Source organism: Paenibacillus sanfengchensis (assembly GCF_036864765.1).
In the GTDB taxonomy this organism is placed as follows: Bacteria; Bacillota; Bacilli; order Paenibacillales; family Paenibacillaceae; genus Fontibacillus; species Fontibacillus sanfengchensis.
Window position 1 is genome coordinate 638,757 of record NZ_JBAGJC010000002.1, and the last position, 19,411, is coordinate 658,167.

20 protein-coding genes are annotated in these 19,411 nt (G+C 47.3%); 7 read left to right on the forward strand and 13 right to left on the reverse strand.

Translation table 11 applies throughout. From position 1 onward, the window contains the following. Window positions 1–13 precede the first annotated feature (13 nt). On the reverse strand, window positions 14–700 hold the full coding sequence (locus V4U84_RS06195) for a TetR/AcrR family transcriptional regulator (protein ID WP_334076919.1): 687 nt from the start codon (window positions 698–700) through the stop codon (window positions 14–16). Between the two features lie 140 nt (window positions 701–840). Between V4U84_RS06195 and V4U84_RS06200 the strand changes: the two genes are divergently transcribed. Then, on the forward strand, window positions 841–2,193 hold the full coding sequence (locus tag V4U84_RS06200; RefSeq protein WP_334076920.1) for an MATE family efflux transporter: 1,353 nt from the start codon (window positions 841–843) through the stop codon (window positions 2,191–2,193). Window positions 2,194–2,226: 33 nt separating this feature from the next. Here the strand turns inward: V4U84_RS06200 and V4U84_RS06205 are convergent, their stop codons facing one another. Further along, entirely contained in the window at window positions 2,227–3,150 is a 924-nt protein-coding gene (locus V4U84_RS06205; protein ID WP_334072591.1) for a hypothetical protein, read from the reverse strand. A 241-nt stretch (window positions 3,151–3,391) separates the two neighbouring features. Here V4U84_RS06205 and V4U84_RS06210 point away from each other — a divergent pair, with 241 nt between their 5' ends. Then, on the forward strand, window positions 3,392–3,793 hold the full coding sequence (locus V4U84_RS06210) for a VOC family protein (protein ID WP_334072592.1): 402 nt from the start codon (window positions 3,392–3,394) through the stop codon (window positions 3,791–3,793). Between the two features lie 53 nt (window positions 3,794–3,846). Here the strand turns inward: V4U84_RS06210 and V4U84_RS06215 are convergent, their stop codons facing one another. From V4U84_RS06215 to V4U84_RS06245, 7 genes are all read right to left on the reverse strand, one after another. Next, a complete protein-coding gene (locus V4U84_RS06215) occupies window positions 3,847–4,683 on the reverse strand; it encodes a DUF6544 family protein (protein ID WP_334076921.1) in 837 nt (278 codons plus the stop codon). 32 nt (window positions 4,684–4,715) lie between these two features. Continuing rightward, the gene (locus V4U84_RS06220) at window positions 4,716–5,177 is read right to left on the reverse strand and encodes a MarR family winged helix-turn-helix transcriptional regulator (RefSeq protein WP_334072594.1); all 462 of its coding nucleotides are present in this window, start codon (window positions 5,175–5,177) and stop codon (window positions 4,716–4,718) included. Window positions 5,178–5,437: 260 nt separating this feature from the next. Beyond that, complete coding sequence (locus V4U84_RS06225) at window positions 5,438–8,029, reverse strand: ABC transporter permease (RefSeq protein ID WP_334076922.1); 2,592 nt, start codon at window positions 8,027–8,029, stop codon at window positions 5,438–5,440. Continuing rightward, the gene (locus V4U84_RS06230) at window positions 8,026–8,709 is read right to left on the reverse strand and encodes an ABC transporter ATP-binding protein (protein ID WP_334072596.1); all 684 of its coding nucleotides are present in this window, start codon (window positions 8,707–8,709) and stop codon (window positions 8,026–8,028) included. Before V4U84_RS06230 ends, V4U84_RS06225 begins: the two co-directional genes overlap by 4 nt. A gap of 90 nt (window positions 8,710–8,799) precedes the next feature. Further along, a complete protein-coding gene (locus V4U84_RS06235) occupies window positions 8,800–9,735 on the reverse strand; it encodes a VanZ family protein (protein WP_334076923.1) in 936 nt (311 codons plus the stop codon). A gap of 93 nt (window positions 9,736–9,828) precedes the next feature. After that, complete coding sequence (locus V4U84_RS06240; RefSeq protein ID WP_334076924.1) at window positions 9,829–10,830, reverse strand: sensor histidine kinase; 1,002 nt, start codon at window positions 10,828–10,830, stop codon at window positions 9,829–9,831. Continuing rightward, complete coding sequence (locus V4U84_RS06245) at window positions 10,831–11,514, reverse strand: response regulator transcription factor (protein WP_334076925.1); 684 nt, start codon at window positions 11,512–11,514, stop codon at window positions 10,831–10,833. 359 nt (window positions 11,515–11,873) lie between these two features. Between V4U84_RS06245 and V4U84_RS06250 the strand changes: the two genes are divergently transcribed. After that, entirely contained in the window at window positions 11,874–12,635 is a 762-nt protein-coding gene (locus tag V4U84_RS06250; protein ID WP_334076926.1) for a SagB/ThcOx family dehydrogenase, read from the forward strand. A gap of 21 nt (window positions 12,636–12,656) precedes the next feature. Here V4U84_RS06250 and V4U84_RS06255 read toward each other — a convergent pair whose 3' ends face one another. Then, window positions 12,657–13,295, reverse strand: a complete 639-nt coding sequence (locus V4U84_RS06255; protein WP_334076927.1) for a histidine phosphatase family protein — start codon at window positions 13,293–13,295, stop codon at window positions 12,657–12,659. Window positions 13,296–13,593: 298 nt separating this feature from the next. On the opposite strand from V4U84_RS06255, the gene V4U84_RS06260 reads away from it, so the two are divergent. Further along, window positions 13,594–13,992 carry a nuclear transport factor 2 family protein gene (locus V4U84_RS06260; protein ID WP_334076928.1) on the forward strand — a complete coding sequence of 133 codons (399 nt, stop codon included), beginning with the start codon at window positions 13,594–13,596 and terminating at the stop codon, window positions 13,990–13,992. A 36-nt stretch (window positions 13,993–14,028) separates the two neighbouring features. Continuing rightward, the gene (locus V4U84_RS06265; RefSeq protein ID WP_334076929.1) at window positions 14,029–14,919 is read left to right on the forward strand and encodes an NmrA family NAD(P)-binding protein; all 891 of its coding nucleotides are present in this window, start codon (window positions 14,029–14,031) and stop codon (window positions 14,917–14,919) included. An 81-nt stretch (window positions 14,920–15,000) separates the two neighbouring features. On the opposite strand, the gene V4U84_RS06270 is transcribed toward V4U84_RS06265, so the two are convergent. Then, window positions 15,001–15,597, reverse strand: coding sequence for a TetR/AcrR family transcriptional regulator (locus V4U84_RS06270; RefSeq protein WP_334076930.1), 597 nt, complete (start codon window positions 15,595–15,597; stop codon window positions 15,001–15,003). Window positions 15,598–15,837: 240 nt separating this feature from the next. On the opposite strand from V4U84_RS06270, the gene V4U84_RS06275 reads away from it, so the two are divergent. After that, a complete protein-coding gene (locus tag V4U84_RS06275) occupies window positions 15,838–16,734 on the forward strand; it encodes a class I SAM-dependent methyltransferase (protein WP_334076931.1) in 897 nt (298 codons plus the stop codon). A 45-nt stretch (window positions 16,735–16,779) separates the two neighbouring features. On the opposite strand, the gene V4U84_RS06280 is transcribed toward V4U84_RS06275, so the two are convergent. Both V4U84_RS06280 and V4U84_RS06285 read right to left on the reverse strand, forming a co-directional pair. Next, window positions 16,780–17,199 carry a VOC family protein gene (locus V4U84_RS06280; RefSeq protein ID WP_334076932.1) on the reverse strand — a complete coding sequence of 140 codons (420 nt, stop codon included), beginning with the start codon at window positions 17,197–17,199 and terminating at the stop codon, window positions 16,780–16,782. A 37-nt stretch (window positions 17,200–17,236) separates the two neighbouring features. Then, the gene (locus V4U84_RS06285) at window positions 17,237–17,914 is read right to left on the reverse strand and encodes a TetR/AcrR family transcriptional regulator (protein WP_334076933.1); all 678 of its coding nucleotides are present in this window, start codon (window positions 17,912–17,914) and stop codon (window positions 17,237–17,239) included. 140 nt (window positions 17,915–18,054) lie between these two features. On the opposite strand from V4U84_RS06285, the gene V4U84_RS06290 reads away from it, so the two are divergent. After that, window positions 18,055–19,407 carry an MATE family efflux transporter gene (locus tag V4U84_RS06290; protein ID WP_334076920.1) on the forward strand — a complete coding sequence of 451 codons (1,353 nt, stop codon included), beginning with the start codon at window positions 18,055–18,057 and terminating at the stop codon, window positions 19,405–19,407. Window positions 19,408–19,411 lie beyond the last annotated feature (4 nt).

Below are 19,411 nucleotides of genomic sequence, written 5' to 3' on the forward strand. Positions count from 1 at the left end.
TATCGAATTGATTCTACTTCTCCTGCTCCTTCATCACCTGCTCAATCCCGAGCAGAATCACCTTCAAGCCGAACTCAAACGCCTTGTCGGTTCCCATCAGTTCGTACAGCCCGCTCGTGAACATTCTCCGGAACAGCCCCGCATCCGTCTCGCTCATGGAATCCAGAAGGCGAATCATTTGCTCACCCGGAAGCGCCTCCGCTCCATGCTCTTTAAGAATTGCAGAGACATTTCGCTGGTGCTCATAATCGTCCAGAACGAAGTTGTAGACATAATTCATAAGCGTGAGAACCACCTGCACTTTCTGCTCTTGCTCGAGCGGCGTCGATTCCACGCAGAGCAGCATACGGTTGTTCAACCGGATGATGTCCGCTTCGTGGGGCAGCGTCGACATCATGAGCTGCGTGGAGCAAGGATACCGGCCGAGCACGCTTCGAACCGTTACCGCAAGCCCCTTCAGTTGCTCCTTCCAGTCCCCCTCGGCACGGTACTCCTCCAGAATCTTTTTCGATACCTGGTTGGCCAGACGTTGGTAGAGTTGCTGCTTGCTCTTGAAGTGCCAGTACAAAGAAGGAGCCTGAATCCCCAGGCGTCCGGCCAATCGTCTCATGCTGAACTTCTCGATGCCATCCTCTCCAAGAAGCTCCCACGAAGCTTCCAAAATCTTATCCTCCGAAATCTGAGGCTGTTGTTTTTTCATCGATACCCGCCCTTTTACCTAACAGTGTAAGTTTATGCTTTACAGGTTTATAAAGTTTATGATATCATCTAACACTGTAAGGCTCAACCTAACACTGTTAGATTAGCAATTAAAATTATATTACGAAAGTGGTGATCCACATGGATGCAGAAAACCTCCATTACTTTGAAAAGGCCCCCGTCGCAAAAGCTGTAGCTCACTTCGCTGTACCGATGATGCTAGGCACGTCAATGAGTGTCATTTATTCCATTTTGAACGCCTATTTCCTTGGTACACTTCACAATACCGCCATGCTAACCGCACTCGCGCTAACCCTGCCGTTATTCGCGATCATTATGGCGCTAGGCAACTTGGTTGGTATCGGCGGCGGTACATTCATTTCCCGTTTGCTGGGAGAGAAAAAATATGATGATGTAAAGCACGTGTCTTCATTCGCTTTTTACAGCAGCTTAGGTCTCGGTCTGATCGTCATTGCCGTCGGCCTCCCATTGATCGATCCTATCGTTCATGGCCTGGGGGCCACACCTGACTCCTTCGGATTTACGAAGGAATATGTCACGATTATGCTTATGGGTTCGCCATTCGTCGTATTATTCTTCACGCTGGAGAATATCGTGCGCTCGGAGGGTGCGGCCATCACGTCGATGATCGGTATGATGCTCAGTGTTGTCGTCAATATTATTCTCGATGCGATAGTCATCTTTGTCTTCCATTGGGGCGTGATCGGAGTTGCGTCCGCTACGGTCATTTCCAACTTGGTTGCGAGTGCCTTCTACGCCTTCCATATGGGAACTAAGAGCCAATTCTTAACCGTCTCCGTGAAATGGTTCAAGGCCACCAAGGACATTCTGGGCAATGTATTCAAAATCGGAGTTCCCGTCTTTATTATGAGTATCTTTTTGGGGGCGATGTCGCTCATCTTTAACCATTTTCTTATTGAATATGGGGATCCGGCCGTAGCGGCTTACGGAATTTCATCACGTTTGTTGCAATTTCCCGAGTTTATTCTGATGGGGTTATGCGAGGGAGTCGTGCCGCTCATCGCCTTCTCATTTACAGCAAATAAATTACGCATGAAGCATACCATTGGATTTACGATCAAAGTGATTGTAGCATTAGCAGTTGTGTTCGGCGTCATCGTCTATCTGATTTCCGATCACTTGATTGGTTTATTTACGCATGACCCGCAATTAATCGAAATGGGCAGCTACATTCTGCATGTGACGTTCTTATCCTTGTTCATTACAGGAATGACCACGTTGTTCACGGGGATTTTCCAAGCCACAGCGCAGGGAACCGCCGCGTTTACGATGTCGGTTATTCAAGGAGTTACTCTGATTCCTGTATTGTTTATCGCCAATCAGATGAACGGCTTCCACGGGGTAGTCTGGTCACTCGTCATTGCGGATGCCGTCGCGTTCCTGGTTGGTGTCATCATGCTATATGTTCTGCGAAACAAATTGCAGCCGGATTTGGAGAGTTTAGTTCAGTAAGAAACCTATAACACGCAAAAGGGCAGGATCCGGTCACTCCCCGATCCAGCCCTTTTTTAGGTATTTGTATCGCGCGATAACTCGATCTAATTGTCCGGACAGATAAGGCGAAACATCGCCAATTCGTGCTAATGCTTCTAACAAGGGAAAGGTATCCCCGCCCCATGGACCTTGTGGATCATAAACTTGTCTGCCGATTCGCACGCTGCCAACTCCTATGAAGGGTTTCAATCGTTCCAATCCCTCAATAAGCAACCCAGCCGGTAGCGCTTTGTTCCTGCGTCGGGACCATTCTGCCAAGAAAGACATCCCTCGCAATATATCATATTCAAAGAATCTCGGGAAACAGGGTTTCAGCCAGTCCTGATTGATAATGCTCCCGTCTTGTTTAGAACATACAAGACGATGTTCTATTAAGTAGCGTGCACCTTCATCTAGAAATACGGTTTCCTGTTCAGTAAAATCGCGGTTGGTATGCCATAAGATAGCTTCGAGCGGAGGAAGGGTAGAAATAATGGAGCTCTTATGGGAATGAACGTAAGCATCAGGATCACAGTTCAGTCCGCCATCAGGTAACTGATATTTTAATAGCCATTCGCGAATCCAGGGGAGTTCATTGTCCAAATCACAGCCATAAGCCTTGAGGATCATATAGTACACGGCAAGTTCACAATGGCAGCAATCCATCTTCATTTTATCGCTTTCGCTCGTTGGATGGTCATTGGGAGATATGATGAAGGTCTGCCAGACTTGCGTTTCTAGCAAATATTTAGCTCGGACAATAGCAGACTCGGGGATTTTTTTCACTTCTCCCATTTCATAAAGTGCCGCCATATGCCACCATGCCCCGTTCCATTTGTGGCGGCTGTACTCGCCGCTGACCTCCAAATTCGGGGAAGAATCCAAGAACCTGATCGATTCTTCAATTGCCAGAACAATAGTTTGATTTGCCCCCATCTTGCCCCCTCCTTTTAACTGCTGACTTCACGCTTAATTATAAAGCACGCTCCTTCCGTTTTCCAAAACCTTGCAAGATTATAATCGTGATCTAGCGGCATCCTCCCTTTCATTAGTTGCGGCCCTAATGCATGACATGCTGTGGAGGCAAACCCAGTTGCGGCTTTGTAAGATTCGCTTCTGCTGCCAGAAGTAGAGTATAGTAGGGGTAGTTAAAAATATATTCCAGGAGGCTGCTGCCATGTCACAGGAGATTTGGATTAACCTGCCGGTCAAAGATGTTGAGAAGTCAACTGCCTTTTTCAATGAGATTGGGTTCCATGCGGAGAGCGTGGGTAACGAGAGAGCCAAGCTTGCCATAGGCCAAACAACGATTCTTCTGTTCCCGGAGGCGGCCTTTGAGAAATTTACAGGTTCAAAAACCGCGGATACTTCCCAAAGCGCGGAAGTCATATTTTCCATTGGCGCTGAAAGCAGGGAAGAAGTAGATGCCTTTATTCAAAAAGTAGAGTTTGCCGGAGGAAGCATCTTTGGCAAGCCGAGTGAAATGGACGGCTGGATGTACGGCGCAGGATTTGCCGACCTGGACGGCCACCGCTGGAACCTGCTGTACATGGATCAGAGCAAAATGCCGAAACGCTAATATGGAAACGCCGGATCACCTGCTTAAGGTCACCGGCGTTTTTTTTACATATATCACATTAATCTATCGATTCGAAAATCACGACCATCAAAGTAAATCATGTCGCCTTCTGGAACATGCCAAATCGCCTGTAAACGAGAGGGTTGCTTACGGCCATCCTTAGTTTGGTAGTCACTAAACAATGCCGTCCACTTCACTTGCTGCCGTTCGCCATTCATTGAAGTATAGGTCCGATCATCCGTTGAAAACGAGAGTAATTCCCCGGTTTCGCTGAAAGTAAATAAACCGCTAGCTTCTATGCCTTCATAGGTTATGATTGCTTTAGCGTGCGTTTTATCCACCTCTTTCCAGGTCATGTAGTCTTGCAATGCAGCATCAGGAATCAATAACGATTCGGATAAAAAGGTCACCAAGCAAGCCCGATCCATCTCCCCTCCCGTTTCGTTGAACAAGGTAATCCCTTTGGCCAGAACACCTTTCATGCCTCCTGCACCATCCAGAAGAGAGTCATACCCTTGAAATGGAATGCCGTACATCCGTGTATCGATGAATGCGACTCGATCGGGTTCCTGCACAAAATTAACCTGCGAGTAATCCATTTTGATCATTGGCTTTTCCCGCGATAGCCTAAAATCCACATCTTTAAAACTGATTTTCATGTGTGAACTCTTCGGTTTGCCTATATAACCACAGGTCTCTAAATATCGCTTTACAGGAGTGGGTAAATCTTCGACTTCTTTATATGCTAGAACCCCCGTCACTTGGCTGGAACGCTCTATACACTCCTTGATATCTCGATTAAATTTTGCCTTTAGAGGCGAATACGGAATAACAAAATAAACGACGACGGCAACAACTATGAAAGCTAGTAAAAACAATCCGGTCAACATGGGTTTTCGACTCCTTTCCTGACCTCAGATCCTTAACTCTCCCTTACTCGGGAATTCTCTTCTATTCGTCCCAGATTGTCGGCCAACTGTTGAATGCCGTAAAATAAACCGTTTGTTATCTTCTCATCAAAATGATGAAATAAATCTTGCATAAACTCATTTTCAAGATCTTCTCGTCCCTTAAGATAAGCGTGACACTGGGAGGTCAACTGAACCCGCACCACTCTCGCATCCTTTTCATCTCTCTTAAGGGTGACAAACCCCTGCTTCTCCAGAATCATGGCAAGTTTCTTTATGTTTTGTCTGGAACAACCAAAGATAACCGCAACTTCACCTAGTGTGGGAGATGGATTTCCATTCTTTAAAATGATGGCGATTAGGAGCCATTGCTTTAAGGTGATGTTTTTATCTAATTTATCCCCTACGATTTGCATCCGATTCGCTAGTGTCAGCAAAGTAGCAAAAATGAATGCTTGCTTCTCCTCTTGATTCATCGCGCTAAACCTCCTTGCAAATAAGTAACTAGTTACGTTTCTTATTTTACTTAACCGGTTACCTATTCTTCAGTGATATATGTTATATAACAAATCACCATTATAGATGCACAGCAGGGAAGAACAACCCGGTCGATAAGGCCGGGTTGATTTTTCTCGGGCATCCTGATTAATTCTTAACGTCTCCGTAAAATGGTTCAAAGCCGTTTTTATCCTTGTTAAGCAGGCCCTGACTTCAACCAAGTCGGGGCCGATGGGTATCATATATTCTCTTGCTTTAATGCATCAATAATATTTTCCTTCTTTATTTTCGCGCCGGAATAAACCATCGCGGAACCGACAATGACAAATACAGCGACAATGACAGACAGAATGCTCATCCAAGGGAGGGTGAACCCGTAGCTGAATTTGTTCGCAAATGCCCTGTAGATCAGAACCATCACGACGAAACTGGCGGGAAGCCCGAACAACAGCGACTTGACCCCGTAAAAAATACTTTCATAGTTCATCATTCTCGCAAAGCCTTTTGGCGTCATGCCTACGGATTTCAGCATCGCAAATTCCCGTTTGCGAAGAGACAACCCCGTCGAGATCGTATTAAAAATGTTCGCAATGGCAATCGCAGAGATTAATACGATAAAACCGTAAGAAAAGACGGACATCAATAGAATCTGTTGTTCTTCGCTCTTTCTGGATTGATATACATTGTAAACATTCAGATGGGTCTCATGCATCTCTTCAATTTCCTGCTGCGTTCTCATCGGTTCTTTGCTTTTCAAATGGAGATACGTCGAAATGTTAACCAGGCCCTCGTCGTCTGCCAGTCGATTCATGACGCGTTCCGACACGATCATATTTAACCCGCCTACGCCAGTCGGGTTCATCCCCATAGGGGCCTGATCCGTCAATGCGGCAACGATCACTGGGTCTGGCTTCGTTTCTTCCCCATTCTCTTTATAGAAATTCGTTAGCTCGATCCTTTGACCGACCTTCGTATCCATGGCCTTCGTCTGAATATACTTTCCCGTGTCCATATCTTTGTATTGAATCGTATCCATCACAATCGCGGCGGGATGATCCGGATCGGTAAGCTGTTCGTAATCTGCGCCAACCGCTCTGGCATAGGCTTGCAGACTCGAATCGTTCAATGCATGAATTTTAATGTCGTAAGGGTATTTCCCGTCTTGCAGCATACTCTTATCCTTCTTCACCTTCTCTTGCAATTCATCGGCGATGATCGCTGCATCGACCCAAGCGTTCCCATATAACTCGTGAATCACGTTGTAATCCGTGACGCCATCCAGGGATACCATCGATCGCATCAACCGGTCATCTATTCTTTTTCCGTTGCTGTACGACACTTCAATATCGTAATTGACGCCTTCCCGCGACAGTTCCAGGGATTGTGTCATGCCGGCCGTAAAAAACGATACCGTCAAAAACAAAACGATGCTGATGACCAGCGAAAAAAGAACAGCATGATATCTCCGTTTGTTTCTTTTTAAGTTTTTCAGCCCGATTTCCGCTTCGATCCCGAAGAGCTTGCGAATGAACTTCGACGTTTTTACGGCTTTGGCCGTAAGCTTTACGTCGGTGGTTTGGCGAATCGCGTCCATAGCGGATAACTTGGAGGCTTTGATCGCCGGGAGATACGTCGAAACGAAAATCGTCAGCATCGAAACAAGACAAGCCATCAAGAGCGATAACGGCGTGACGATGAGCCTCAGCTTTTCACTGGTCCATAATGCCCCTTCAATCATCGTGTTCATGAACCAAAAGGTGATCCCGATCCCGGCAAGACCGCATAGGATGCCAATGGGAATGCTGATTAAGCCAATGACGATACCTTCAAAAAGCACTGAATTTCGCTTCTGTCTTTTCGTAGCCCCCACGCTCGCGAGCATCCCTAAATGGCGGGAACGTTCCGATACGGATATCGCAAAAGCGTTATAGATGAGCGAAACCGAGCCAATCATAATAACCGCCATCAGGATCGCCGATAATGAGAACATCATGCTGTACGAGGCTTCGCTTTTGGACAAACCATAATAATGAAGCAATTCGTTATTATATTGGACGGTTTCAATTTGGTTTTGCTTAGCCAATTCCTCCGCATGAGCGAACAAGGACGGATTGACACGCTGCAAGGCCACCGACGCATCGACTCGATCGTTTCCCCTGATAATATCTTCATTGACATAGCTAATGATCGTATAGCCCGGGGCCCAAGCCGTTTCCCAGGCGGGACGCTTGATGAAGCCTACCACCGTGTAATCCCTTGTCTTGATATGCTGCAACGTTTCGGTCAATGTGCCGTCTTCCCTACGCAGCGGTTCGGTCTGATCCAGGGGATGATCGCCCCCTTGTTCGAATCGTTCGCCGATGCGAAGGGTTAGACGATCGCCGATTTCGTACTTCACTTTGGCGTTCGTTGCAACGGGCTCGGAGATCACGACTTCCTTGTCCGTATTCGGAAGACGCCCCTTGCTTAGTTCAACCTGAAATTGCGCGAAACCCTGCGCATCATATTCTTTGATGAACAAGTACGGCTTATTGGGGTTTTGTCCCCCTTCTAATGAGGCATAGCCAAGGTCTCTTGAGATCGCAACGCTTCTGGCTCTGTCATCGCCCTCTATAGCCGCAAGTTGTTCTTTGGTCACATCGTGATATTGGACATGCCACTCCCCTGTATCCGCAATGGTCTGCCTAATCATTAAATCCGAAAAGGAAACAACAAGCGTAGCGACAGCGGTCACCATGGCAACCGAAATAATGACGCCGATGATGGTTACAAGCGTTCGTCTCCTGTTCTGCTTCAGATGCCGGAGGGTTAATGTATTGACAATATTCATCGCCTTATCACCTCATCTTTGGCAATCCTCCCGTCTTCAATCGAAATGATCCTGTCGGCTTGCAAGGCGATCCGTTCGTCGTGCGTAATCACGATCAGCGTCTGTTGATAGGTCTTATTCAGCATTTTTAATAAGTCGATGATCTCGCTGCTATTCTTGCTGTCCAGATTCCCGGTCGGTTCGTCGGCCAGCATGATCGCAGGATGGCCGATGAGCGCCCGGCCGATCGAGGCACGTTGCTGCTGTCCACCGGATAGCTGATTCGGCAGGTGGTTCAACCGATGCTGCAAACTCAACGTATTCACAAGGCCTTCCAATTGCTTTTGATCTACCTTTTGTTTATCCAGCAAGAGCGGCAGCGTAATATTCTCTTCCACCGTCAGGACGGGAATCAGATTGAAAAACTGGTAGATCAGGCCGATTTGCCTGCGCCTGAAGATGGCCAGCTGCGTTTCGTTCAAGGCATACATGTCCGTATTCTGAACATAAACTCTACCGCCAGTCGGCCGATCCACGCCGCCCAGCATATGAAGGAGCGTCGATTTCCCCGATCCGGACGGGCCGATAATCGCGACGAATTCGCCTTTTTGGACCGAAAAGGAAACATCGTCAAGCGCCTTCACCGCCGATTCGCCTGTGCCGTATTCTTTAGACAGATGCTCGATTTTCAAAATTTCCATTGTAATACCTCCTAAAAGTTTTGTGAGCGTTACTTCTTGAATCGACTTCGTACAAAACTCACTTCGGAAGCATGGGCCTTCCCTAAATGCTTAATTCCAGAAATATACCATCTTTCTAAATCCCACATCCCACAGGGTCACATTCCCCTCCATGGTTATCGTAAGCTCATTGGCCTGGGGGAGGAAAATTCCGGCCCTATCCGGCTCATGGCGCCCGGCTTCTGCGGATACGGACAGGAACTCATGTCCATCGACGATAACCCTGATGCTGCCATGAGAATCCTTTTGATCGGGAATCCCATAATTCATGGAGAGATACATCTCCTCTTTATTGCCTAACGTATATGTGTACGTTTCCTTGTTTTTGCCTTCGGCGGTATACACATTATATTGGGGTTTCACGTCTTGACCGCCAATCTTAAGACTGGACGGTTTGGTTCCCGTTGGTGGATTCCCGGTACTATCCTTCAATTCTATCGCCACAAAGGGGCCCATTTCTTTGATGAATACTTGGTCAAGCATCCCGAACACCCCCCACACCCCAAGCATCAGGACAACACCGGAAATACCTGTAGCGGCAATATTTCTCCAGTTGTTTTGTGTACGAAAGCCAAGTTTGTACGCCCCGAATCCGATAGCTGCGCCCGATGAGTTCTGTATGACGTCATTCATGTCGAAGCTGCCGAGCAAAGTGAATGCCTGAATAGTCTCCAGCAGGAGAATGGACAGAATAAACCATGTCATAAAGCGAACAAAGCGGATCCGATATAATAACGGAATCAAGATGCCAAAAGGAATAAAGGCTGCGATGTTCCCGAAACCCACAAAATCCATCAACGTAGGATGCAGAAGATCGGACAGGCTCGGCACCCTAAAAAAACTGTCCGGTAAAAAAATAAAGGTGTACTCGGCGATTCGATCCGCCTTACCTACTCTGCCGAAAGCGAAAAACAAAAAATAAAGAATCAACAGGGTATAGAATATCGTGATTGCAAAAATAACTTTGCGCTGTTGCTTCGAAAGCATGGTTTTACCTCCATCGTTCATCTGATGAATATCATTTTATCTGCCTAAAATGACTTTCCAGTGACGTTGAAGGTGACAATTCAGTCACTTACGCTAAATCACGTGCTTATAAAATTTTATTCGAAACTGCGTACCCTTCCCGCTGTCGCTCGTCACATCGATCACGCCGTCCTGGCTGGAAATGATGCTGTGAGCCATCGCAAGCCCTATACCGATGCTCCCTTCACTGGCGTTCTTTCCTTTGTAAAAACGTTTAAAAATATAAGGCAAATCTTCTTTCGGAATGCCTTTTCCGCTGTCAGCAATGACGAGTTCCGTAAATAACGCATTTTCGGAAAATGCGATGGCGATGGCTCCGCCTTCAGGCGTATGCTCCACGCCGTTCTTCAAAATATTGATGACCGCTTCGGCCGTCCAATTGAAATCTCCGACAAAAGAGACATCGTCATCGCCCGCGATGGAAACCGTCTGTCCCTTAATATCCATTGGAATCATAACCGGCTCTAATGCCTTTTGGATCAGCTTTTTCATGAGTATCCGATCTTTTTTGAATGGGATGGTCTTCGCGTCCATTTTCGATAGCTTAAGTAAGGAAGAAACAAGCCAATCGATGCGTTCAAGCTGGACGCGAATATGATGGGTGAACTCCGTTCTTTTGGTAGGAGGCAGGTCAGGGGCGCTTAACAAATCCGCCATCACCGTCATGGAGGTGAGCGGCGTTTTGAGCTGATGCGAAATATCGGAGATGGCATCCGTGAGTTGAATTTTGTCCCGCTGCAATAGCGACCGGTGCTCCGATAGCATGAGCGTCACTTTGTAAATATCATTCTTTAAAATACTTAGCTCGCCTTCCTGGTTATCGCGAACGTCAAGGGAATCATTGCCGTTGCTGATTTCCCGCAAATAGACGGACAGCTTCGCCAGCTCGCGATATCTCCATCTCATGAATAGCAAACTTGTGCCCATAAGCAGCATGGACACAATCAAAACAAATACGGCCGTGACGGACGAAAAGAAAGCCGCAACCACGGTCGCGGTTATGCCGATCAAGCTCATAGCGAGCCATAATATTTGAATTTCCCGATTGCGCAGCATCTAATCACCGACCTTATAGCCTAAACCGCGTACCGTTTTGATCAAAGCCGGATGCCCAGGATCATCCTCCAACTTTTCCCGCAGCCTTTTGATATACACCGTTAACGTATTGTCGTTCACGAATTCGCCGGCCACGTCCCAGATCTGCTCCAAGAGCTGATTCCTGGTGAGGACCTGTCCAACGTGGTTGGCGAAGATCATCAATAAGCGATATTCCAAGGCGGTCAGCGGAATTTCGGCGCCGTTCTTATGCACTTTGCCCTCCAGCGTATGGATTCGAACATTGCCGATGTCGATTAGCGCTCTGGCGTTGGACGGCTTCTGGTATCTCCGCAAGACGGACTTGATCCGGGAGAGCAGCTCATGAACCCGAAAAGGTTTGGTAATGTAATCGTCGGCTCCCATGTCGAGCCCCATCACGACATTGACCTCATCGTCGATCACCGTTAAGAAGATGACCGGAATGTCTCGCCGTTCCTTCGCCATCTTGCACAATTCATAACCGCTTCCGTCCGGAAGCTGTAAATCAAACAGGCATAAAGCAAACTGATCGATATCTTCGGTGAGCACCTTTTTGGCTGAGGCGACATCATGGCACAGCACGGCCCGATAACCCTCTTGCTGCAGCGAATATTCCAGTCCCGACGCGATTGTCTTATCATCTTCGACTAATAATATTTTCATATGCGGATCATCCTTACGTTAGAGAAAATTCACTACACATCTTAGTTTCGATATTATAACAGATTTTCTCAAACATCTTCAGCGCAGGATGAAAGGAGAAAACCGACAGCTCCAGCGACAGGCCTGCAATTCGAAAAAGAAATGCGAGGAGAATGGGAACCATCAGACTAAAGGAGACCGCATAATTGCGAGAAAATGCTTTGTAATCCTTCACAAATACGCTCAAGCACGGTTTTAAGCGGTATTTAATAACAAGACAGAATATCTCCTTGTTATAGTACGTGATTCATATCACAACCGCAAATGCCTGGACGTGTATACTTTTTTTATAGAGTAAAGATAACAGGGGAGGTTCTAGCATGGGGCGATATGAACCGCAAAGAAGTTTCTTGAAGTCTAACTTTCTTGAATTTAAACATGTGAAAACAGATAAGATAAAGGGTCTGCCAAAACCAATGACCGTTAAACCTTATTCCTCTTCATCCGTCATTATTGACCTCCCGGAATGTAGCGGGGATGTTGTAATAAAACAAAGCATCTACGAATGTATAAAGGAAAGAAGAAGCACCCGATTTTATTCTGAGGAAAGTTTACATCTTGAGGAGTTATCCTATCTATTATGGACTACTCAAGGAATAACAAGTACAACGAAGACCGGGCTTACCCTTCGAACTGTGCCATGCAGTGGCGCAACACATACCTTTGAGACCTACCTTTTCATTATGCGGGTGGAGGGAATCCGCCAAGGAATTTACAGATATTTACCGGTGGAACACAAGCTCTTATTTATGTCTGAATTGGATGAAATTGATCAAAAAGTTGATGCCATTACATTAGACCAGCCATTTGTCCCGAATTTCTCGAAAAAGGCTGCCGTAATGTTCGCATGGAGTACAACTCCATACCGTTCCGAATGGAAATACGATATCTCTGCACATAAAAAAATCCTGATTGACATTGGTCATGTTTCTCAGAACCTTTATCTGGCAAGCGAATCGATCGATGCAGGAGCTTGTGCGATCGGCATTTATGACCAAAACCTAATCGATGATGTATTAGGTTTAGACGGTGATGAAGAATTTATCCTTTTCCTAAGCGCTGTAGGGAAAAAACGAAAATAGTCAAAAGACTCACTACTTATCTCAAATTAGATTTAAAAACTCATCTAAAGTAAACCTGCCTACAACTTCAAAACCATTGCCTTGCCCTCTTGGTTTTATAACAACAGTGCCTAAGCTCGGGATTTCCCCTAATCCAATACCTTGAGGGAAACTGTGAGCAATTATCACTTTGTTGGTCTTAGGAGACGGTAATGCTTCTAATTCAGAAGTTAAGTCTTTTAAAGTCGATTGCTGCTCGGCGGGAGGCAAGGAACCGTTTAATTTATACACTCTAACCCAGAACGGGTCAATTTGAACCTCGTCCTCACTAAAAGCCAATGTTGCGGTTTCCTTTGTCCGGCAAAAGGGACTAGCCAGAACGGGGTTCTGGATCGGAATTTGCAAACTACGCAGTGCCTCACCAAATTTTGCAGCTTGTCTTCTTCCAGCCTCGGAGAGATTTCTTTGGGTGGAGCAATCATTGAAATCAATATTCGGTAAGTCCTCCCCTACTGTTGCATCCCCATGCCTTACATAAAGGGTATAACCCCCTTGACGAAGTGAATTTAGCAACGAGGGGTCTGCAGGCCTTGATTTCGAAACGCCTCCTAATGCTCCAATCGGTTGTGTGAGTATCAGAAGCAGTACACAAAAGATACTTGTGAAAAAAAATCTTTTCATTTTTTTAAACCCACCTTCAGGTACGTATTTACCATGAAATAGTGTCTGCAAGGAGGTGAAAATTAAAACAGGTAATGGCAAAACTGCTGCTACCCGTGTACCTCCGCACCTCCCCTTTTCGGAACTGACAGCTTTTAAGCACACTTCGTGCCTGATCTTCCTTTTAGTGCCTCCATGATTTTTTGACCAATCGGTCCGAATATATTTGACTGTTTAGTCCGGAAAGTGATATGGTGAACCTAGATCTTCCACCCTTTGGATCATGCACCCATTCTCTAAAGAAAGCGAGGCAACTGAAATGAGTACCTTGTCTTACGAGCAAGCCGAGCAGCTCATTCAACTTTTCACAGACCGTTATATTCATAAGGATTATGATGCATTTCTCGATTTGTTTGCTGACGATAGCGTCTTCGAATTTCCTTATGCCCAGGAACCGAATCCTAAACGTCTGGATGGGAAGGCGGCGCTGCAGCAGTATCTCGAGAAGCTGGAAAAAGTGCTTGAAATCACCTCATTCACCACACCTGTCATTCATGTAGCGGCCGACGCTCCGGTGTTCTTTGCTCAGTTCGAAGCGAGCGGCAAGAACCTGGTTACAGGCGGATCTTATGAACAAAGCTATATATCCGTAGTTGAAGTTCAAGATGGCAGGATTGTCCGCTACCAGGACTACTGGAATCCACTAGCAGCCAATTGAAACCCGACATAAATGAGAACTAAAGGGGATAATCGTATGCCTAATGAATCATCCACTCGTTTTCTGCTAACCGGAGGACAGGGCAAGACCTCCTCCCGCATCGCACAGCTGCTGCACGGTCAGGGCTATCTGATTCGAAGAGCCGGACGCAGTGTACTCAAGCCCGGGGATGAACAAGTCGGTGAACACGCCCCATTCGACTGGTTCGATGACTCTAACCATGATGACCTCCTGCAAGACGTCCATGCCGTATATCTGGTTGCACCTGCGAGCCTGCATCCTGAAGAAGTCATGATTCCTTTTATCCGCAGAGCACTTGACGCTTCGGTTAAGCGTTTCGTCCTGTTATCCAGTGCCTCAATTCCGGAGGATGGCCCCATCTTCGGTGGCGTTCACCGTTATCTGCATGACCATGCCCCCGAATGGGCCGTATTGCGCCCCTCCTACTTCATGCAGAACTTCACGGAACCCAGCCACGGGCACGGGCACTCCTTGCGCCACAGCGGGCACATCTATACGGCAGCCGGAGACGGCAAGATCGGCTTCGTCGACGCAGATGATATTGCAGCTGTTGGCTTTCATGCCCTGACCGACAAGGAGCCCCATAATCGGGAGCTCATCATTACGGGCCCAGAATCCCTCACTTATGATGATGTGGCCGGAGTGATCCGCAGCGTTACCGGCCTGGACGCCAAGCATATTCACGTCACACCGGAGCAACTCACAGAGAGGCATAAGGCCGCCGGCTTGCCGGAGAGCTATGCCGAGTACCTGGCCGGAATGGATGTCCGTATTCGCCTCGAAGGAATGGAGGATCAGGTAACGGACACGGTACTTCGTGTAACCGGGCGAGAGCCGCGTTCCCTGGAGCAATTCATTTCGGCGAATAAGACGTCGTTTCATCTAATTAACCAAATGGTACCTTAAGATAAAAGGCTCTCCTGTCATCACCATTTAAGATGACCATAGGAGAGCCTTTTCGGTTCACATTTCTATGAGATCTGCCGCTTAGCTACCTTGTATTGTTCGAAAGACCGTTAGTACCATTTGTAAAATGGCAACCAGCCTCGGCTCATCCATTCCCAGCTTGGCTGACGTGATCAGGGCAATCCGCTCATGCACTAGGAACCGGGCCAGGTCTCGGATGTTCACCTCCGGGCCTATTTCCCCCTCTTCAACCGCGCGTTCCAGCATAGTGTAAAAGATCTGTTCCGACAGCTCGACACTCTCGTGCAAATAAGCAGCCAGCTCCTTATGATGAGGCGCCTGCTCGATCGCGCTGCTAATAATGAAGCATTGCAGGCGCAATTCGGGGTCCATGAGGACTTTTATGATGGTCGTGAATGCAAGCTCCACCTTTTCAACGACCGTTCCCGGTCCCTCGCAATGCTGCTTCAACTCCTGATTCTTCTGATCCATATAATGTCGGACTGCTGCGAAAAACAATTCCCACTTCGTTCCGTACGTATCATATATACTTTGGCGGGCAATGCCCAGTCCATGGATTAAATCCGGCAGCGAGGTGCCTTCATAGCCGCGATTCCCAAAAACATTCATGGCTTTATGAAGGATCTCATTCGTATCAAAGGCCTTCGTTCTTGCCACCATCCACACCCCTTTCTTCAGTTATTCCTATAAGCAATTATACTATAATTGCTGGCGAACCCGCTTCTTCCGCCCGGATCTGCGGGAAAGTCTTTTCTTATCGAACCGTAAATTCACCACGCGTATATCTTGACATCCGATATATTTAAAGTTATTGTGGATACATTAAGTCCATGATAAAAATGCTTGAGCCTATTTACATTGCAACGAATTTTAAGATAAGAAAAGGAGCTGGGTACCATGAAGAATGAATTATTTGATGCGGCGGTATGGGAACGGGCTTGGAAGGAAGATTTACAAACGGCAGTGATGAGAATGAAAAATGCGGGGATTGATCCCACCCACTCTTTTGACCATAAAGCCCAGGCTTTCAATAAGGAGGTCTTCAGCGAAGGTGGCCGACGCAGAGCCAAACGGATTATCGGATGGCTGGAGGACCAGGGGGTCACTTTTGCGGGGAAGTCGGTATTGGATATCGGTGCGGCCTCCGGAGGTTTTGCGGTGCCCTTTGCCCAGAGGGGAGCTGAAGTTACAGCCGTTGAGCCAAACTTACCGCTGGTTGAACTGATGAAAGAAAATATAGCCGGGTCCGCAACCGGGAACATTAAGATAGTAACCAAACCGTTTGAGGACATTGATGTTCAGGGTAACGGATGGGAAAAGGCGTTTGATCTCGTCTTCGTCTCCATGTGCCCCGTATGGAGCAACTGGGATGATGTGGAGAAGGTGCTGAGCTGTGCCCGGGAATTTTGCTATTTGAGCACCATGGTAGGCTCCGCGGAGCACAGTCTGTTGGATGAAGTATGGCCACTTGTTAGCGGCCAACCCCGCATGAACGAAGTTATGGATATGGCCTATTTGTCCCATATGCTGCTGCTTAAGGGTTATGCTTATCAGTCTCTGGTTACGAGGGAAATGCAAACAATCGTGGTATCCCATGCCGTGGCGTTGGAAGAGGTCATGACTATGCTGAAAACGTCCAGTCGATCGGCAGATGAGCAAGCGCGGGTGCGCAGCATCGTCCTGGAGCATCTGGAGCGCAATTATCCTTCCGGCGAGGTGACAGTCCGGAAGGGAGGACGGTTCGGCAAGGTGCTGGTCCGCCTGCAAAACCAGCAGATGTACAGCAGGGATTAGAGGGAAGAAAGAACAACCCGGTCGATAAGGCCGGGTTGTTTTTTCTCAGGCATCCTCCGCCCTAACGGGGTTGACTGCAAAGAGGGAATGAATGTTGCCTTCGGGATCTGCAAAGAAGCCCGTGGTATGCCCCCAGGACATCACCTTCGGCGCTGCTATCCCTATAGCCCCTTTTGCAACATAAGCATCATACCTAACGTAAACATCCTCAGGGGAATCACATTCAAAGTTAAGCTCAAAAGCTTGCCCTCTACGCTCTTCTATAAAAGAATGGTGACCGTTTGTGTTATCTGCCATTAATGGTCCCGCGAAAATGGCTAGTCGAACGCCATCATTCTCAAATTCAGTGTAATGTTCTTCTTCTATAAGCACCTTAAATCCCAGAACATCACGATAAAAGCCAGTCAATCTAGGAACATCAAGCGCCAAAACAGTAATTCCCTCCAATTTTACTCTCATGCCCATACCGGCACCCCTCCAAATAAATTCAATTTTACTTCGCCTACTCCTTCATCACCTGCTCAATCCCGAGCAGAATCACCCTCAAGCCGAACTCAAACGCCTTGTCGGTTCCCATCAGCTCGAACAGTCCGCTCGTGAACATTCTCCGGAACAGCCCCGCATCCGTCTCGCTCATGGAATCCAGCAGGCGAGTCATTTGCTCGCCCGGAAGCGCCTCCGCTCCATGCTCCTGAAGAATCGCGGAGACATTGCGCTGGTGCTCATAATCGTCCAGAACGAAGTTGTAGACATAATTCATAAGCGTGAGAACCACTTGCACTTTCTGCTCTTGCTCGAGCGGCGTCGATTCCACGCAGCGCAGCATACGATTGTTGAGCCTAATGATATCCGCTTCATGGGGCAGCGTCGACATCATGAGCTGCGTGGAGCAAGGATACCGGCCGAGCACGCTTCGAACCGTTACCGCAAGCCCCTTCAGTTGCTCCTTCCAGTCCCCCTCGGCACGGTACTCCTCCAGAATCTTTTTCGATACCTGGTTGGCCAGACGTTGGTAGAGTTGCTGCTTGCTCTTGAAGTGCCAGTACAAAGAAGGAGCCTGAATCCCCAGGCGTCCGGCCAATCGTCTCATGCTGAACTTCTCGATGCCATCCTCTCCAAGAAGCTCCCACGAAGCTTCCAAAATCTTATCCTCCGAAATCTGAGGCTGTTGTTTTTTCATCGATACCCGCCCTTTTACCTAACAGTGTAAGTTTATGCTTTACAGGTTTATAAAGTTTATGATATCATCTAACACTGTAAGGCTCAACCTAACACTGTTAGATTAGCAATTAAAATTATATTACGAAAGTGGTGATCCACATGGATGCAGAAAACCTCCATTACTTTGAAAAGGCCCCCGTCGCAAAAGCTGTAGCTCACTTCGCTGTACCGATGATGCTAGGCACGTCAATGAGTGTCATTTATTCCATTTTGAACGCCTATTTCCTTGGTACACTTCACAATACCGCCATGCTAACCGCACTCGCGCTAACCCTGCCGTTATTCGCGATCATTATGGCGCTAGGCAACTTGGTTGGTATCGGCGGCGGTACATTCATTTCCCGTTTGCTGGGAGAGAAAAAATATGATGATGTAAAGCACGTGTCTTCATTCGCTTTTTACAGCAGCTTAGGTCTCGGTCTGATCGTCATTGCCGTCGGCCTCCCATTGATCGATCCTATCGTTCATGGCCTGGGGGCCACACCTGACTCCTTCGGATTTACGAAGGAATATGTCACGATTATGCTTATGGGTTCGCCATTCGTCGTATTATTCTTCACGCTGGAGAATATCGTGCGCTCGGAGGGTGCGGCCATCACGTCGATGATCGGTATGATGCTCAGTGTTGTCGTCAATATTATTCTCGATGCGATAGTCATCTTTGTCTTCCATTGGGGCGTGATCGGAGTTGCGTCCGCTACGGTCATTTCCAACTTGGTTGCGAGTGCCTTCTACGCCTTCCATATGGGAACTAAGAGCCAATTCTTAACCGTCTCCGTGAAATGGTTCAAGGCCACCAAGGACATTCTGGGCAATGTATTCAAAATCGGAGTTCCCGTCTTTATTATGAGTATCTTTTTGGGGGCGATGTCGCTCATCTTTAACCATTTTCTTATTGAATATGGGGATCCGGCCGTAGCGGCTTACGGAATTTCATCACGTTTGTTGCAATTTCCCGAGTTTATTCTGATGGGGTTATGCGAGGGAGTCGTGCCGCTCATCGCCTTCTCATTTACAGCAAATAAATTACGCATGAAGCATACCATTGGATTTACGATCAAAGTGATTGTAGCATTAGCAGTTGTGTTCGGCGTCATCGTCTATCTGATTTCCGATCACTTGATTGGTTTATTTACGCATGACCCGCAATTAATCGAAATGGGCAGCTACATTCTGCATGTGACGTTCTTATCCTTGTTCATTACAGGAATGACCACGTTGTTCACGGGGATTTTCCAAGCCACAGCGCAGGGAACCGCCGCGTTTACGATGTCGGTTATTCAAGGAGTTACTCTGATTCCTGTATTGTTTATCGCCAATCAGATGAACGGCTTCCACGGGGTAGTCTGGTCACTCGTCATTGCGGATGCCGTCGCGTTCCTGGTTGGTGTCATCATGCTATATGTTCTGCGAAACAAATTGCAGCCGGATTTGGAGAGTTTAGTTCAGTAAGAAA

What these genes read in the sequence shown, in the direction of transcription:
- V4U84_RS06195 (WP_334076919.1), bottom strand. Translation starts at nt 700, where the DNA reads ATGAAAAAACAACAGCCTCAGATTTCGGAGGATAAGATTTTGGAAGCT.
- V4U84_RS06200 (WP_334076920.1), top strand. Translation starts at nt 841, where the DNA reads ATGGATGCAGAAAACCTCCATTACTTTGAAAAGGCCCCCGTCGCAAAA.
- V4U84_RS06205 (WP_334072591.1), bottom strand. Translation starts at nt 3,150, where the DNA reads ATGGGGGCAAATCAAACTATTGTTCTGGCAATTGAAGAATCGATCAGG.
- V4U84_RS06210 (WP_334072592.1), top strand. Translation starts at nt 3,392, where the DNA reads ATGTCACAGGAGATTTGGATTAACCTGCCGGTCAAAGATGTTGAGAAG.
- V4U84_RS06215 (WP_334076921.1), bottom strand. Translation starts at nt 4,683, where the DNA reads ATGTTGACCGGATTGTTTTTACTAGCTTTCATAGTTGTTGCCGTCGTC.
- V4U84_RS06220 (WP_334072594.1), bottom strand. Translation starts at nt 5,177, where the DNA reads ATGAATCAAGAGGAGAAGCAAGCATTCATTTTTGCTACTTTGCTGACA.
- V4U84_RS06225 (WP_334076922.1), bottom strand. Translation starts at nt 8,029, where the DNA reads ATGAATATTGTCAATACATTAACCCTCCGGCATCTGAAGCAGAACAGG.
- V4U84_RS06230 (WP_334072596.1), bottom strand. Translation starts at nt 8,709, where the DNA reads ATGGAAATTTTGAAAATCGAGCATCTGTCTAAAGAATACGGCACAGGC.
- V4U84_RS06235 (WP_334076923.1), bottom strand. Translation starts at nt 9,735, where the DNA reads ATGCTTTCGAAGCAACAGCGCAAAGTTATTTTTGCAATCACGATATTC.
- V4U84_RS06240 (WP_334076924.1), bottom strand. Translation starts at nt 10,830, where the DNA reads ATGCTGCGCAATCGGGAAATTCAAATATTATGGCTCGCTATGAGCTTG.
- V4U84_RS06245 (WP_334076925.1), bottom strand. Translation starts at nt 11,514, where the DNA reads ATGAAAATATTATTAGTCGAAGATGATAAGACAATCGCGTCGGGACTG.
- V4U84_RS06250 (WP_334076926.1), top strand. Translation starts at nt 11,874, where the DNA reads ATGGGGCGATATGAACCGCAAAGAAGTTTCTTGAAGTCTAACTTTCTT.
- V4U84_RS06255 (WP_334076927.1), bottom strand. Translation starts at nt 13,295, where the DNA reads ATGAAAAGATTTTTTTTCACAAGTATCTTTTGTGTACTGCTTCTGATA.
- V4U84_RS06260 (WP_334076928.1), top strand. Translation starts at nt 13,594, where the DNA reads ATGAGTACCTTGTCTTACGAGCAAGCCGAGCAGCTCATTCAACTTTTC.
- V4U84_RS06265 (WP_334076929.1), top strand. Translation starts at nt 14,029, where the DNA reads ATGCCTAATGAATCATCCACTCGTTTTCTGCTAACCGGAGGACAGGGC.
- V4U84_RS06275 (WP_334076931.1), top strand. Translation starts at nt 15,838, where the DNA reads ATGAAGAATGAATTATTTGATGCGGCGGTATGGGAACGGGCTTGGAAG.
- V4U84_RS06280 (WP_334076932.1), bottom strand. Translation starts at nt 17,199, where the DNA reads ATGGGCATGAGAGTAAAATTGGAGGGAATTACTGTTTTGGCGCTTGAT.
- V4U84_RS06285 (WP_334076933.1), bottom strand. Translation starts at nt 17,914, where the DNA reads ATGAAAAAACAACAGCCTCAGATTTCGGAGGATAAGATTTTGGAAGCT.
- V4U84_RS06290 (WP_334076920.1), top strand. Translation starts at nt 18,055, where the DNA reads ATGGATGCAGAAAACCTCCATTACTTTGAAAAGGCCCCCGTCGCAAAA.